This window comes from Streptomyces sp. NPDC048278, assembly GCF_040652195.1.
Classification (GTDB): domain Bacteria; phylum Actinomycetota; class Actinomycetes; order Streptomycetales; family Streptomycetaceae; genus Streptomyces.
This window is the reverse complement of the sequence record NZ_JBEZLP010000017.1, coordinates 1-14,263: the sequence shown is the minus strand read 5'-3', so window position 1 is coordinate 14,263 and position 14,263 is coordinate 1. Positions and strand designations below refer to the sequence as shown.

General features: G+C 70.9%; 16 protein-coding genes and 1 riboswitch. Of the genes, 10 read left to right on the top strand and 6 right to left on the bottom strand.

Annotated elements, in window-relative coordinates; all coding sequences use genetic code 11:
• Positions 1-3: 3 nt before the first annotated feature.
• Complete coding sequence (locus tag AB0D74_RS27400) at positions 4-708, bottom strand: hypothetical protein (RefSeq protein WP_362592351.1); 705 nt, start codon at positions 706-708, stop codon at positions 4-6.
• A 292-nt stretch (positions 709-1,000) separates the two neighbouring features.
• Between AB0D74_RS27400 and AB0D74_RS27395 the strand changes: the two genes are divergently transcribed.
• Positions 1,001-2,206 (top strand): glycosyltransferase, encoded by a 1,206-nt coding sequence (locus AB0D74_RS27395; RefSeq protein ID WP_362592349.1) that lies wholly within the window; start codon positions 1,001-1,003, stop codon positions 2,204-2,206.
• A 133-nt stretch (positions 2,207-2,339) separates the two neighbouring features.
• A complete protein-coding gene (locus AB0D74_RS27390) occupies positions 2,340-2,702 on the top strand; it encodes a signal peptidase I (RefSeq protein WP_362592346.1) in 363 nt (120 codons plus the stop codon).
• Here AB0D74_RS27390 and AB0D74_RS27385 read toward each other — a convergent pair.
• On the bottom strand, positions 2,699-3,328 hold the full coding sequence (locus tag AB0D74_RS27385; RefSeq protein WP_362592343.1) for a TetR/AcrR family transcriptional regulator: 630 nt from the start codon (positions 3,326-3,328) through the stop codon (positions 2,699-2,701). The genes AB0D74_RS27390 and AB0D74_RS27385 overlap by 4 nt on opposite strands.
• 71 nt (positions 3,329-3,399) lie before the next feature.
• Between AB0D74_RS27385 and AB0D74_RS27380 the strand changes: the two genes are divergently transcribed.
• Positions 3,400-4,002 carry a peroxiredoxin-like family protein gene (locus AB0D74_RS27380; protein ID WP_362592340.1) on the top strand — a complete coding sequence of 201 codons (603 nt, stop codon included), beginning with the start codon at positions 3,400-3,402 and terminating at the stop codon, positions 4,000-4,002.
• A gap of 21 nt (positions 4,003-4,023) precedes the next feature.
• Here the strand turns inward: AB0D74_RS27380 and AB0D74_RS27375 are convergent, their stop codons facing one another.
• Positions 4,024-4,380 (bottom strand): CAP domain-containing protein, encoded by a 357-nt coding sequence (locus AB0D74_RS27375; protein ID WP_362592337.1) that lies wholly within the window; start codon positions 4,378-4,380, stop codon positions 4,024-4,026.
• Between the two features lies 1 nt (position 4,381).
• Between AB0D74_RS27375 and AB0D74_RS27370 the strand changes: the two genes are divergently transcribed.
• Positions 4,382-4,627 carry a hypothetical protein gene (locus tag AB0D74_RS27370; protein ID WP_362592334.1) on the top strand — a complete coding sequence of 82 codons (246 nt, stop codon included), beginning with the start codon at positions 4,382-4,384 and terminating at the stop codon, positions 4,625-4,627.
• A 778-nt stretch (positions 4,628-5,405) separates the two neighbouring features.
• Here AB0D74_RS27370 and AB0D74_RS27365 read toward each other — a convergent pair.
• Complete coding sequence (locus AB0D74_RS27365; protein ID WP_362592331.1) at positions 5,406-5,888, bottom strand: GNAT family N-acetyltransferase; 483 nt, start codon at positions 5,886-5,888, stop codon at positions 5,406-5,408.
• Between the two features lie 490 nt (positions 5,889-6,378).
• On the opposite strand from AB0D74_RS27365, the gene AB0D74_RS27360 reads away from it, so the two are divergent.
• The 6 genes from AB0D74_RS27360 (at position 6,379) to AB0D74_RS27335 (ending at position 11,131) form a co-directional block, all read left to right on the top strand.
• Positions 6,379-6,834, top strand: coding sequence for a hypothetical protein (locus tag AB0D74_RS27360; protein ID WP_362592328.1), 456 nt, complete (start codon positions 6,379-6,381; stop codon positions 6,832-6,834).
• Positions 6,835-6,891: 57 nt separating this feature from the next.
• Positions 6,892-7,069, top strand: a riboswitch (cobalamin riboswitch).
• Positions 7,070-7,123: 54 nt separating this feature from the next.
• Positions 7,124-8,164, top strand: coding sequence for an ABC transporter substrate-binding protein (locus AB0D74_RS27355; protein WP_362592325.1), 1,041 nt, complete (start codon positions 7,124-7,126; stop codon positions 8,162-8,164).
• Positions 8,161-9,177 (top strand): iron chelate uptake ABC transporter family permease subunit, encoded by a 1,017-nt coding sequence (locus AB0D74_RS27350; protein ID WP_362592321.1) that lies wholly within the window; start codon positions 8,161-8,163, stop codon positions 9,175-9,177. Before AB0D74_RS27355 ends, AB0D74_RS27350 begins: the two co-directional genes overlap by 4 nt.
• Positions 9,174-9,995 carry an ABC transporter ATP-binding protein gene (locus AB0D74_RS27345; protein ID WP_362592318.1) on the top strand — a complete coding sequence of 274 codons (822 nt, stop codon included), beginning with the start codon at positions 9,174-9,176 and terminating at the stop codon, positions 9,993-9,995. Before AB0D74_RS27350 ends, AB0D74_RS27345 begins: the two co-directional genes overlap by 4 nt.
• A complete protein-coding gene (locus tag AB0D74_RS27340) occupies positions 9,976-10,365 on the top strand; it encodes a (2Fe-2S) ferredoxin domain-containing protein (RefSeq protein WP_362592315.1) in 390 nt (129 codons plus the stop codon). Before AB0D74_RS27345 ends, AB0D74_RS27340 begins: the two co-directional genes overlap by 20 nt.
• 244 nt (positions 10,366-10,609) lie before the next feature.
• A complete protein-coding gene (locus tag AB0D74_RS27335) occupies positions 10,610-11,131 on the top strand; it encodes an SMI1/KNR4 family protein (RefSeq protein WP_362592312.1) in 522 nt (173 codons plus the stop codon).
• 146 nt (positions 11,132-11,277) lie between these two features.
• Here AB0D74_RS27335 and AB0D74_RS27330 read toward each other — a convergent pair whose 3' ends face one another.
• Positions 11,278-12,558, bottom strand: coding sequence for an RICIN domain-containing protein (locus AB0D74_RS27330; protein ID WP_362592309.1), 1,281 nt, complete (start codon positions 12,556-12,558; stop codon positions 11,278-11,280).
• A gap of 73 nt (positions 12,559-12,631) precedes the next feature.
• Positions 12,632-14,263 (bottom strand): LamG domain-containing protein (locus AB0D74_RS27325; RefSeq protein ID WP_362592306.1); only part of this gene is annotated, 1,632 nt, incomplete at its 5' end.

The following is a 14,263-nucleotide window of genomic DNA, read 5'->3' as shown; positions in this document are numbered from 1 at the left end:
CCTTCAGCCCGCGGAGGTGTTGTAGTTGACGATCCCCTCCACCATGAGGGCGATCGCGCCCGCCAGCGGGCTGTCCGCCTCCTTGCTCACCACGTCGGGTAACCGGTGGGCCTCCTCCTCGGTGGCCGCCACCATGCCCCAGAAGGCGTTGTAGCCCGAGGGGTCCACCGGCTTGTCCACGGCCGCCCCGACCGTCAGGACGCCGCCCACCTCGGTCACGGCGAGCGCGCCCATCTGCTGAAGGGTGCCGGGGTCCCGCCCTTCGGCGGCCACCACGCTCCACCCCGTCACGTCCACGCACCGCAGCGCCGCGAGCAGGCTGCCGGCACTGTCCTGGCCGGTCAGGACGATGTCGGGCAGGACGAGGGCCACCGGCCCCCGCGTCATCGGCAGGCCGGAGCGGATCGCGCCCTCAAGGCCTGGTTCGAGCGCCTCGTCCTGGTAGACGAAGACCATCTGAAGGGTCCTCGCATACCGTTCGAGATAGGCCACTGTGTCGAGCTTGTGCGCGCCGAACACGACGACCACGCGGACGTTGAGACCGCTCTTGGCCAGTTCGACGACGGCTTCCAGGCTGCGGTCCAGCACGGTGACGCCAGGAGCCAGGCAGTGCAGCTCCTTCGGGTAGGGCGCACTGAAACGCGTGCCGAATCCGGCGCAGGGCAGGATGATCGAGACATCGGGGGCGGGCGCGGAAGAACGATGCATGGAGTGGCTCTCGGATTCTGTCGTCGACCGGGGAACCTTGCGCGCCTTGCAGACGGGGTGGTCCCCCGGGCCGAGGCCGCGCCGCGGGCCCGGAGGACATGCTCGCGATCACCGTAATGACCGGGACGGCTCCAGGCGAGATGGCAGCCCTCCCGCTCCCGCGCCCGCATGGAGCACGGCACGCCTGGGTAGCCAGCACCACGGTGCTCGCGGAACCTCCGCCGCCTCCGGTGTCACACGCGTACGGCAAGGACCGGACCCCAGGGGAAGACAGAGCGAAAGAGGACGCTGGATGCGGGTGCTGTTGTCCACCTACGGGACGCGTGGCGATGTCGAACCCCTGGTGGCTCTCGCGGTGCGGTTACGGGCGCTCGGTGCCGAGGTGCGCATGTGTGCCCCGCCCGACGAGGAGTTCGCGGAGCGGCTGGCCGGGATCGGCGTGGAGCTGGTGCCGGTCGGGCCGCCGGTGCGGGAGCTGATGCGGGGGACGACCCTGCCGTCGGCGGCGGACCTTGCCCGCTACCGGACCGAGATGGTCGGCACGCAGTTCGACGTCTTCCCCGCGGCGGCCGACGGGTGCGACGTCATGGTGGCGGCCGGCCTGGCGCAGATCGCCGCGCGGTCCGTGGCCGAGGCCGCCGGCATCCGCTACGTGTACGCCTGCTACTCGGCGGTCAACCTGCCCTCGCCCCACCACGCCCCGCCGCCGCGACCGGGCTGGCCCGAGCCGGCGGCGGACGACAACCCCACGCTGTGGGAACTGGACGCCGACCAGGTGAACGCGCAGTTCCGCGAGGTGCTCAACGACCACCGGGCGGCCATCGGTCTGCCACCCGTGGACAACGTCCGCGACCACGTCTACACCGACCGGCCCTGGCTGGCGGCGGACCCGCTCCTGGGAGCGTGGCGGCCGGTCCCGGGCCTCGACGTCGTACAGACCGGTGCCTGGACCCTGCCGGACGAACGCCCGCTCCCGCCCGAGCTGTTGGCGTTCCTGGACGCCGGGGACCCGCCCGTCTACGTGGGGTTCGGCAGCATCCGCCCGTCGCCGGACATCGCCCGCAGGGCCGTCGAGGAGAGCCTGGCCCAGGGGCACCGGGTGCTCGTCTCCCGCGGCTGGGCGGACCTGGACCTGCCCGAGGTCCGGGACGACTGCCTCGCCATCGGCGAGGTCAGCCACCAGAGCCTGTTCCCCAGGGTGGCCGCCGTGGTGCACCACGGCGGCGCGGGCACGACACTGACGGCCGCCCGGGCGGGCGTGCCGCAGGTGGTGGTGGCCCTCCAGCTCGCGGACAACCCGTACTGGGCCGGCCGGGTGGCGGCCCTCGACATCGGCGCGGCGCCGGACGGACCGGCTCCGGACGCCGACACCCTGCGCGTCGCGTTCAAGACGGCCCTGGCCCCCGGGACCCGGGCACGCGCCAGGGCACTGGGCGCCGAACTCCGCACCGACGGAGCACAGGTGGCCGCGAACCTCCTCCTGGACACGCTCCGCTGACCGGGACCGGGACCGGGACCGGGACCGTGACCGTAACCGGGACCGGGACCGGGACCGGTCTCCTCCGGTCCGGGCCCGCCGCCCTGCGGCCTCGGGTCCCCGGCGCGGTGGCCTGCTGTTAGCGTTCCGACGCATGGCAGACAGCGTGTACGTGGGCAAGGCGGGCAAGGACGCGGCAATGGACCGGGGTTGGCTGCTGGGCCACTTCAAGGAACACGGCGATCCCCGGCACAGCCAGGCCGTCGAGGTCAAATGGGGTGTCCACGCACGCGGCGAACAGCGGACCCAGTGGGTGCAGGGCGAGGAGCGCGAAGCCCTCCTGGTCCTCATCACCGGCCGCTTCCGCCTGGAGTTCCCCGGCCGCAGCGTGCTCCTGGAGGAGCAGGGCGACTATGTCGTCTGGGGCCGGGGCGTCGACCACTCGTGGGTCGCGGAGGACGAGTCCGTCGTCCTGACCGTGCGGTGGCCCTCCGTACCCGGATACGCCACGCCCTAGGCCGGCCCGCCCCGAACGCCGAGGCCGTCCAGCAACAGGGCGAGTCCCGCCAGGAATTCGTGGTCCGGGTCGACGTTCCTGGCGCTCCGTGCGGTCTCCGCCAGGTAGGGGAACTCGGCGGGCGGCAGTTCGGTGATGGCCACCGTCCCCGGACCGGACAGCGGGCCGAGGTGCTCCAGCTGGATCGCTCCGATGACGTAACTCAGCAGGCCGCGCAGGGCGATGACCCGCCGCTCGCCCTCGACGCCCGCGTCCGTCAGGACGCCGAGCACGGACTCCGACCAGCGCAGCACTCCGAGGGAGTGGTGCCGGTGGACGATGGTCAGCGGGACGACCGCCGGATGGGCGCCCACGGTGTCGCGCAGCCGCCGCGCCATGGCCTCGATCCGCTCGCGCCACGACGCGCCGGGATCCGGCGGCCCGGCGTCCACCCCGCCCAGCACGAGTTCGACGACGAGCCGTTCGAGCTCCTCGCGATCGTGCACGTACCGGTACAGCCCCATGGTGCTCGTCCCGAGCTCCTGGGCGACGGCGCGCATCGACAGCCCGGCGAGTCCGTCGCGGTCGATGACGGCGAGGGCGGCCGAGGCGAGCCGATCGGGGGTGAGGGAACGCGGACGTGGCATGGCGGTTGACAGCGTACGGCATACGCCTACGCTGGTAGGCGTATGCCGTACGCTTACGGAGGGGGAAGTCTATGCGTATGAGCCGTCGTCCGGTGGCACCCGGTTCTCTCGTGACCGGGCGCGACCTCACCACCGTCTCCGGCGACCAGGTCGCCGTGCCCGCCCCCGACCGGTTGATCCATCTCCAGTTCCGGCGGTTCGCCGGCTGCCCGGTCTGCAACCTGCACCTGCGGTCGGTGACCAGGCGTCACGAGGAGATCGAGGCGGCCGGTGTGCGCGAGGTCGTGGTCTTCCACTCGCCCGCCGCGGAACTGCTGCCGCACACGGCCGCGCTCCCGTTCGCCGTCGTCGCCGACCCGGCCCGGCGGCTGTACGCGGAGTTCGGGGTGGAACGGTCGCCCCGCGCCCTGCTCGGCCCGCGCGCCTGGGGGCCGATCGTCCGGGCGGTCCTGAGCGGTGTGCGGGAGGTCGTCCGCGGGCGGGAGCAGCTGCCCGCGGCCAGCCCGCACGGCGGCCGGCTCGGCCTCCCCGCGGACTTCCTCGTCGCCCCCGACGGTCGCGTGCTCGCCGTCAAGTACGGCGAGCACGCCTACGACCAGTGGTCCGTCGACGAGCTGCTCGCGCTGGCGGCCCGCGCACCGCGTCCGCCCGGCCCGGCCCCGGCCGCCCGGTGACCGGCCGTCGGCGCCGCCCGCTCAGCGAGTGGTGCCGAAGTCCTGCGTCCAGTAGCTGCCGGGCTGTGCGAGACCGACGCCGATCTCCTTGAACGTGCAGTTGAGTATGTTGGCCTTGTGGCCCGCGCTGGCCATCCAGCCCGCCATGACCTGCTCGGGAGTGGCGTAACCGTAGGCCACGTTCTCGCCGTAGGCGCTCCAGGTGTAGCCGGCGGCGGTGATCCGGTCTCCGGGGGAGGAGCCGTCGGACCCGGTGTGCGACATGTTCTGGTGCTGCGCCATGTCCGCACTGTGTGCCTGCGCGACCTTGGTCAGCGTGGTGTTCAGGGTCAGGGCCGAACAGCCGACCTTGGCGCGCTCGGCATTGACGAGCTCCACGATGCGAGCGACGACGCCGGACGCCGTGGCGGTGGCCTTCGGGGTGCTCGACGCACTCGGGCTCGGGGTGCTCGACGTGCTCGACGTGTTCGACGGCCTGGGGACCGCGGAAGCGGCGGCGGTGGTGTGCCGGGCGCTGGGGGACGCGGTGGTGCGGGGCTTGGGCGGGGTGGTCCGGGCGGTGTGCGAAGGCGCTGCGGCCTTCGGCCTCGGCGCGCTGGGCTTCCCGGTGCGCGCAGGGGCGTGAGGAGTCTTCGCGGCGCTCGCGGCGGCGCTGGGCGCCGCCGACGCCGTCCACGAGGGCTCGCCGGTCGGGACGGTGTCCCAGGGGCGGCTCCGGTGGGCGTCGTTCCACCAGGACGTCCTGCTCCACGAGGCCGTCGTCGCGTTGTCCTCGGCGCTGGTGGACCGGCGTCCGCCACTGTCGGGCCAGTTGGTACAGGCCAAGGCGGCGGACGGTATGCCCACGGCGCCCGCGGCGACGGTGGCGATGACTATCCGCCGGTATTGCGTGTTCCTACGATGTCTACCCATGCGTAACCCGCTCCTGAGCTGCGGCAGCGTCCTGCGGGTCGTCATTCTTAGGACGCCTCCACCACGTACGCAAAGGGCCTCGCCACTAGCTCGCCTAGTAGGCCCGGGCACCCCTTGCCAGGGGAGCGGGAAGCGTCGGTCCGCCCCTCGCGGCCCACGCGGAATCCTGTCGCCCCGTCAGAATCCCTACGCGCACCCAGAACGGCCGAAGACGGCACCCGCCCGGAAAGCCGCACGTCCAGGCACGACACACGCGCCTACCAAGCCGGACAAATCCCATATGTCATCAGAGCGGCCTCTACTATCCGGCCCGGCGAGGTCCCGGATCCGCTGTGACCGATGTCACGGAATAGTGCATTCCGGTTCTCGTCCGACCTGGATGCCGGGGTATCGCTCGGCACTGCGTCGGAACGGTTCGACGCCGCGCGATCGCCGCAGAGGCAGAGGTGCCGACCGAGGGCCGCCGGGGCGAAGCAGCCCCTCGGCGGTTGTCACGGATAGGAGGTGGTGCGGGTGACATGAGCGTGAAGCAGACGGGGTGATGATCCGAAGCCGTGGCGGGAGTAGGCCGGGATCGCGCGGGAACTGGAGTGCACGGTGACGCGTTCGAGCCCGAGTTCCCGAGCACGGTCCAGGACCGCGTCGATGAGCCGGCCGCCCAGGCCGCCATCGCGTTCGCCGGGAACGACGTACACGCACTGGAGGTCGCCCGATGCCCGGTGCAGGGCACGCGGGCTGGGCACCCGTGGGAGGACCGCCAGCCAGGCCATGCCGACGATCACCTCATCGCGGACCACGACCATGCAGCGGTGCGACGACGTGTTCTCCCTCGCCCACGTGACGAAGTGCCGCACGAACTCCGCGCGCCCGGTGACGGGAGCGTCCTGGTTCTCCAGGACCCACTGCCATCGGAGTTCGGCGACGACCTCCAGTTCATCGGAGGCGGCCGGACGGATGACGACGTTGTTCTCCACCCGCGCATTGTGCGGTCATCCGCCCGCCGCCGTCATCCCCACAAAGTGGCCCCGCACCCACCACGCTCCACATCTCGCCGCCCTGGTGGGGCCGTGAAATCGGCTGCATCCGAAAAGGCCGCTCTGCATGCGACCGAGGCCGTGTCCTGTCCCCTCCGTCAGGATTTTCTGCATCAGTTCGGTATCGGCTTCTAGGCTGGTTGTGGCGACGGAACTTGCGGACGGGGGGACAGTGGCGCCGACAGACATCCCGGGTCTGCTGAGGGGGCTGGCCGAGGCGGACGATCGGAGTGGGGCCCGGCTCGCGGCCTGGGACATTCTGGGAGGGGCCTGCGTCGGTGGCGGAGCGTCCATCGAGGCCACCACCCCGGAAGCGGTGCGGGGACTCCTGCGGTTGCTGGAAGGACGGAGTGCCGCATGGGTGGCCGACGTGCTGGGCGTTCTCGACGCGACCGCTGCCGTTCTGGGCGAGTGGGAAGAGCAACAGCACATGAGTTCCAGGCCTGAGTCGTACGACGCTCAGGTCGAGTGGGAGACCGTCGTGGCGGAGCTCCTCGCCCAGGGCCTCGGCCTGGTCCGCCCCTCGCTGACGGACGGTGACCCGGAAGTACGGTCCATGGCCGCGGCCCTGATCGGGGACGCGTCCGTCGAGTGGACGGCCGATCTCGACCTGCTGCTCGTGGCCGAGGCGACGGAGCCGCACCCGCTCGCGCGCGCCTGCCTGGCCGAGGCGGCGGTGACCCTCGCTGTGCGTTCCCCGGCAGGCAGGCTGCCCGGCCGGGTGCGGCAGTGGCTGCGTGATCCCGAAGGTGTTGTGCGCTTCAGGGTCGCCCGCACCGCGAGACGGGCACCGGTTGCCGAAGACGCGCAGCTCGCCCGCCTGGCCGAGGGGGTGTACGACGCCGACTCCGGGGCGGTGGAGACGGTCTGGCCCGCCGAGGTCTGAGGAAGCGTTCGCGCCGTCCCCCGTGACCGGGCGCACGGTCTGGCCGTACGAGGGAGTTGATAGCCTCGACGGGCCAGTCGAGCCACATCCGTGGTCAGGGAATCCGGTGCGAATCCGGAGCTGACGCGCAGCGGTGAGGGGGACGGGCGGGGCACGCACGCCACTGGGAGACCGGGAAGGCGCCCCGGCCGGACGAACCCGAGTCCGAAGACCTGCTGGCACCTCCGTGCCCCGGCGCGGAGGGACGTCCGTAGGCCAGGCTCCGCGTACGAGCCCCGACCCCAAAGGCATGCCCGTGCTCCGTACCCCGGCCCTGCTCCTCACCTCCGCCCTGCTGCTCACCGCCTGCGGTTCCTCCGACGGCGACGGCGACGACCCGAAGGCGGAGCGGACCGCTGCCGCCGGATACCCCGTCACCCTCGACAACTGCGGCGACAAGGTCACCCTGAAGTCGGCCCCGAAGCGGGCCGTCTCCCTCAACCAGGGCACCACCGAGATCCTGCTCTCCCTCGGCCTGGCCGACCGCATGGCCGGTACGGCCACCTGGACCGACCCGGTGATGAAGGGCCTGGAGAAGGCCGACGCGTCCGTGCCGCGCCTCGCCGACAACAACCCCTCCTTCGAGAAGGTCCTGGACGCCGAACCCGACTTCGTCACCGCCTCGTTCGTCTCCACCCTCGGCAAGGGCGGGGTCGCCACCCGCGGGCAGTTCGAGAAGCTGGGCGTGCCCACGTACGTCTCGCCGTCCGACTGCTCCGAGGGCAAGGACAACGACAGCGGCGGCGACGGATCGCGCTCCACCCCCCTCACCCTCGACGCCGTGTACGGCGAGATACGCGACCTGGCCCGCGTCTTCGACGTCGAGAAGCGGGGCGAGACGCTCGTCGCCGAGCTGACGAAGCGGGTGCGCACGGCCACCGCCGGACTGCACGCCTCGGACGTGTCCCTCATGTACTGGTTCGCCAACTCCCAGTCTCCCTACCTCGCCGGCTGCTGCGGCGCGCCCGGCGCCATCACCCGTGCCGTCGGCGCGAAGAACGCGTTCGCCGACACCCACGACGAGTGGCCGCAGATCAACTGGGAGACCGTCGCCGACCGCGACCCCGACGTCATCGTCATCGGCGACCTGACCCGCAAGCAGCAGACCGCCGAGACCGCCGCGGCCAAGATCCGTTTCCTGGAGACCAACCCCGCCACCCGCAACCTGACCGCCGTCAAGAAGAAGCGGTATGTCCTGCTGAGCGGGCAGGCCATGAATCCGTCCATCCGCACGGTCGAGGGGATCGAGAAGGTCGCGGCCGGCCTGCGTGACTTCGGGCTCGCCAAGTGAGCCTCCGCGCCCTCCTGTTGACCGGCGGGGGACTGGCCGCGCTGCTGGTGTCGATCGCCGTGGCGGTGACGATCGGCCCCGCCGACATCTCCACCGGTGACGTCTGGGCGTCCGTCGCGGCCCATCTCGGGCTCGGCGAGAGCGCGTTGGCGCCGCTGCGGGACGGCATCGTGTGGAACCTGCGGATGCCGCGCACGCTGCTCGCCGCCGTGTGCGGGGCCGGACTCGCCGTGTGCGGCGCGGTCATGCAGTCGCTGCTGCGCAACCCGCTCGCCGACCCGTTCGTGCTCGGCGTCTCCTCCGGCGCGTCCACGGGAGCGGTCGCCGTGGTGGTGCTGGGTGTGGGCGGGGGAGCGGTGTCGCTGTCGGCGGGCGCCTTCCTCGGCGCGCTGCTCTCCTTCGCCCTGGTGCTGCTGCTCAGCCACACCCTCGGCGGCAGCACGGACCGGGTCGTCCTGTCCGGGGTCGCGGCGATGCAGCTGTTCTCCGCGCTGACCTCGTTCACCGTGCTGACCTCCGCGGACGCCGAGACCACCCGGGGCGTGCTGTTCTGGCTGCTCGGCTCGCTGACGGGCGCGGACTGGGGGCAGGTGCTGCTGTGCTCCGTCGTGCTCGCCGTGGTCCTCACGGTGTGCCTCGGGCACGCCCGTACGCTCGACGCCTTCGCCTTCGGCGACGAGGCCGCCGCCGGACTCGGCGTCCATGTCGCCCGTACCCGCCTGGTCCTGCTCTGCGCGACCGCGCTGCTCACCGCCGCGCTGGTCAGCTGTGCCGGCGCGATCGGCTTCGTCGGCCTGGTCCTCCCGCACGCCACCCGCGCCCTGACCGGCGCCGGCCACGCCCGCCTCCTGCCGGTCACGGCCCTGACCGGGGCGGTCTTCCTGGTGTGGGTGGACACCCTGGCCCGAACCGTCCTCGACCCCCAGGAGGTCCCGGTGGGCGTGGTGACGTCCCTGATCGGCGTGCCGGCGTTCGTGGCCGTGCTCTACCGCGGACGGAGCAGGGCAGCATGACCAGCCTCCACGCGGACGGTGTCGTACGGCGCCTGGGCGACAAGGCCGTCGTCGACGGCGTCACCCTCACTCTGCGCCCCGGTGACACCGTCGGCATCCTCGGCCCCAACGGCTCCGGAAAATCAACCCTGTTGAGGCTCCTGGCCGGGGTCCTCGCCCCCACCGCAGGCGTCGTCACCCTGGACGGTCGCCCGCTCACCGAGGTCGGCCGCCGTGCCACCGCCCGCCGTATCGCCACGGTCGAACAGCACACCGACACCCAGACCGAACTGACCGTCCGGGACGTCGTCTCGCTCGGCCGCATCCCGCACCGCCGCGCCTGGACACCCCCGACGACGGCCGACGCGGCAGCCGTCACCGAGGCCCTGCGGAGCACCGGGCTGACCGACCGGGCCGGCCAGTCCTGGCACACCCTCTCCGGCGGCGAACGCCAGCGCACCCAGATCGCCCGCGCGCTCGCCCAGCAGCCCCGCGAACTCCTCCTCGACGAACCCACCAACCACCTCGACATCCAGCACCAGCTCGACCTCCTGGAACTGATCGCCGGCCTGCCGGTCACCACCGTCATCGCCCTGCACGACCTCAACCTCGCCGCGATGTACTGCGACCGCCTGCTCGTCCTGCGCGACGGCCGCGCGGTGACGGAGGGCACCCCGGCCGAGGTGCTCACCCCCGACCTCATCGAGCGGGTCTACGGCGTCCGCGCCGAGGTGACCCACGACCCCGGCCACCCCGTGATCCGCTTCCTGCGCCCGGCCGCCCGGGACGGATCTCCCCTGGAGAGGAGTGCGACGAGCGATGCCTCGACAGCGCCCTGAAACGGCCGGTACGGAGCACACCTCCGCCGAACCGGCACCGTGCCGCGTCGTCGTCTGCCGGGACTGCTGCTGCGGAACCCCCAAAGTCACCGGCGTGGATCACGACCGGCAGCTCGCGCGCCTGGCCGAGGAGGTACCCGTACGCGTCTCGGACTGCCTCGACGTGTGCGAACACGCCAACGTGATCGTCGTCCAGCCCTCCGCCGCGGCCCGCGCGGCAGGCGCCCGCCCGGTCTGGCTCGGCCTCGTCAACGACCCCGACGCCACCGAGGACATCACCGCCTGGGTCCGGGCCGGCGGCCCCGGCATCGCCCCCTGCCCCGACATCCTCGACCTCTACGCCTTCACCCCGCCCCGCAGGTCGCGATGAGTGCACGCACGGGCACGCCCCCTGGTACGGCCCGAGCACGGGCGGCTTCGACACGACGGAAACGGTGGACAATCCGGTGGTCGGGGACTGCGTCGGAGAAGCGGAGGCCGCCTGACAGGTCATGGGGGCAAGGCGACCGGTGAGGATGTCCGCAGCTCGATGGTATTGAATGCCAGGGCGAATGCTCGGATGGCGAGCAAGGCGGAAGCCTTTGGTGGCTCGACATGCTGGAAGGGGGCAAGTGATGGCAATGCTCGCAGAGATCCGAGCCTTGCTGGGTGAACCCGGATTCAACTGGACGGATCCGGCGCCATGGTGCGAACTGGAGCGGGAGTTCGGAATCGAATTCCCGGCGGACTTCCGTGAGATCGTGGATGCCTACGGTTCGGTCCAGATCAACAATCAACTGTATCTGGAGCACCCCGCCGGCCATCTTGTGCACAATCTGAGGGAATCCATCAGGGGTGATCTCGAGCTTTTCCGCGAGGACGACATGGCGGAGTACCTGCCGAGTCCGGCGGGGGCGAACCCCGGTGAGCTGATGCCGGTGGCGTCGGCCACGACGGGGGAATGGATTTTCCTCCGTGTTCCCGACAGCCCTTCTTCGCCTTGGCGCGTCCTGGTCCAGGAGCTTGACAGCCCGGCGTCGGTGCTCCATGAGATGACATTCGGTGAGTGGTTGCTGGCTTACCTCAGGGGTGAGGACGTGACGGTGTCCTCCCGCAACTTCGCGCCCGATCGCCCGTTCTTCGGACCGCTGAGCTGAACTCCGGGCAGGCGGCCATGCCGTAGATCGTGCCGACGAGCGTCGGTGCGAACAGAGACGTCAGGCTCGTGCGGCAGCATGCCGTGGACCGCCGATTCTGAGCGCGGTTTCGGCATGCTGCCGTCGGTGAGTGGGTTAGTTGCCGGTCAGAACACGACGAGTGGTGCGTTCGGGCCGGGGTCGTAGTCGAATTTGAAGTTGATCCGGGTTTCGCCTCCACTGCAGCTCTTGGTGGTGAGGATCTCGGTTCCCCAGCCGAAGCTGGGATCGTCACCGACGCACGTACTCCGGTTCTTGGGCCTGATCGAGAGCTGGCCGGTGTCGCTCCAGTAGTTCGGGTCGAAGAGCTGGTCCGAGGCGCCGTTGCAGGACCACTGGATGATCCTTCCGGCGTTGTCGCTCCAGCACTTTCCGGTGGTCCGGTTGACGATGCTGTAGAGACCACCGCCGGCGGGCACGAACTTCCAGCTGCTGTAGTCCCTGAGTCCTCCCGTCACCACCTCGACACCGTTGGTGCTCGACGAGACGCTCAGATAGCGGTTGTCGTCGTGGGCGTTGAGCAGTTGGATGCCCGCGTTCGCGGCCAGGCGGCGGAACCCGACGGCGTAGTGGTCGGACGACATGGCACGCAGGACGCCGCCGTAGCCGGCGATCCGTTCGTTGGACACCATGTAGTCCAGTTCCCCACCGCTCTGCTGGGTGGAGGTCTGGCTGGTGTACCTGTGCCAACCTCGTTGGATGGTGAGCGTGCTCGGGGCGCGGTTCCAGTCGCCCATCGCGGCCCAGATGCGGGTCCCCGCTATCGCGCTCATGGTCGACAGCAGCTGTGCGCCGTCGTTGCCCCCGCTCGCCAGGGCGTGGACGGTGAAGAAGAGCGTGCCGCCCAGGGTGATACCGAGGGCCGGCCGGGACGTCGGAAGCCCGTTGCTGCCGTAGAACGCGGGCCTGGCGATGTGGACCTCAGGGGCGTCGTAGCTGGTCAGAATGGCGAGGTTCACCCGGTTGCCGCCGAAGTCGGTGCGCACGAAGTAGATGTGCCAGTCCGCACGCTGGCCGGGCGGTCGCCACAGGTACTCCTGTACGCGCCACCCGCTCCAGTGCGTGGTGCCCGCCAGGTAGCGGGATGTCCAGATCAGTTGTCCGGGCGGGTTGGGGCCGGCCTCCTGCAAGGAGATCACGTTGTAGCCCGCGCTGGTCAGCTGGGGGATGTCGGTCGACCACTTGCCGCCGCCGCCCTGCATGTTGTACGTGGCGGGCCGGTAGTCCTCCACGGCGGCGTCGGCGCGTTGCGGTGCCCCGAGGGTGATGAGCGCGCTCGCCAGCATGGCCACGGCGAGCAGCGGCACGATGAACTTCGTCCGCAGGAGGCCACCGCTGCGGCGGCGGCGCGGTCTTTCGCGGGATGCCCGGGGGAGGGGAAGCCTCATGGGGTGTCCTTTCTGGCCCGCGCCGATGACGGCGCGAGAAGTGCGCGAGGAGTGTGTGAGGGGTGCACGGGAGTCAGCTGCCGACCGTGTCCGAGCTGTCGGTGGTGGCGGCCGGTGCGGGTGCCGTGTAGGCATTGATCACGACCTGGCCCGGGTACGCGGCCGTCAGCGGATCGGTGACCGATGCCGGGGCGTCCGTGTCCACGACGATCCGGTCGTTCATCCCGTCGTAGTGCACGGCCACGCTGTACGCGGTGGTGTCACCGTCGGCCGAGACCTGCCGGACGACCTCGTTCTGGATGTCGGTGATCTGGGCGAGCGTGAACTGCCGGCTCTTCGCGGTGGTGGGGGTGGGCCAGTCGGCCGGGATCTCTCCGTACTCGGAGGTCCAGCCGGGCGGCTTCCGCAGGTCGTCGATGTCGCCGGAGTAGTCGGAGGGGAAGATGATCACCGGCCCGATGTTCGGGTCGTCGAACGCGGCGAGCGCGCAGTTGTAGTCGGCGAGGGCCTGGACCTGCTGCCACTGCAGTTTCGTCGCGGCGTCGCCGAAACCGGACGCGGGTGCCGCGGCGGTGGCCCCGACGGTGCCCACGGCGATCTGGTCCGGGGTGCACTTGGCCGGCGGCGGATTGTCGAGGGTGTACGCCTTGATCTCGAGTTTGCCCGCGTACTGGGCGGCCAGCGGATCGGTCACCGACGCGGGGGCGTCGGTCTCCGCCACCACCCAGTCGTGCATCCCGTCGTAGTGGACGTTCAGCTGGTAGGTGGTGTCGCCGCCGGGTTGTATCTGTGCGGTGACCGCGTCCTGGAGGGCGTTGATCTGGTCGACCGTGAACTGCTGGCTGAGCCCGGGGGTGGGGTCGGGCCAGTCGGTGGGGGTCTGCCCGAACTCGTCGGTCCAGTCCGGCGGCTTCTGCAGGTCGTAGATGTCACCGGTGTAGTCCGAGGGGAAGATGACGACCGGCCCGACGTCGGGGTCGTCGAACGCCGCGATCGCGCCGTTGTAGGAGGCGAGCGCCTGGAGTTGCTCCCACTGGGCTTCGGCGCCGGTGGCCACCGCCTGTACCTCGGAGGCGGACAGGGCCCGGTTGTAGACGCGGAAGTCCCGCATCCGGCCCTTGAAGTACAGGTCGGAGGAATACAGCGAGCGTCCGATGTAGTCCGCGGTGGTCGTCCCGCCGCCGATCGCGCCCGGGGTGATCGTCACCGACGTGTTGCGGGCCTTCTCCACGCCGTTCTCGTACAGGACGCCGGTGTTGCCCGTCTGCGTGTACGTCACGTGCTTCCACATGCCGCGGTACAGCGCGTACGAGGTCGACGGCCGGGTCTGCTGCTCGGCGTGGAAGTCGGTCAGCGTGATGCCGGTCCGGAACTGGTTCCCGGTGCTGAACAGGTAGCCGTTGCCGCTGGTGCCGCTCGTGTTGCCGAACCCGTAGAGGAAGTACGGCTTGCCCATGGTGGGATCGATCCACACGTCGAACGCGACGGTGATCGTACTGAGCCCGGCCATGATGTTGTTCGGCACCTTGATGTACGTGTTGGAGCCGTTGAAGCCCAGTCCGTCCGCGTCGCCCCAGTCGGCGGTGCCGTTGACCGTGCCGTCCTTCCCGTGGCCGGAGGCGTCGTGGGCGACCGTGCCGGACGTCTCGTCCAGCTTGTACCGCAGGAGCAGCCCGTCGGTGATCGAGGCCTGCGCGGGGACGGC